Raw genomic sequence first — 206 nt, forward strand, 5'->3', positions numbered from 1 at the left:
ATCGTTAGCAATTGTTTCGTTATCTGTTCCGTTACATTCTATAGTTTCATCTATTACAGTACAAGACGTTAAGTCAGGACCGATAGAATCTTCAAGCGTAAGCGTTGCAGTAAGTATGGTTTCATTACCACAATCATCAGCAACTGTATAAGTAACTAAGATAGTACCACCAGCTCCACAAGTAGAAGTAAGGTTAGCAAAAGCAT

1 protein-coding gene is annotated in these 206 nt (G+C 37.4%); it reads right to left on the minus strand.

The annotated features are described in order from the left end of the window. On the minus strand, positions 1 to 206 hold a 206-nt coding region (locus tag ACVCXO_RS00215; protein WP_452227591.1), incomplete at both ends, for a hypothetical protein.

The sequence above is a fragment of the Lacinutrix sp. MEBiC02404 genome, from assembly GCF_053601575.1.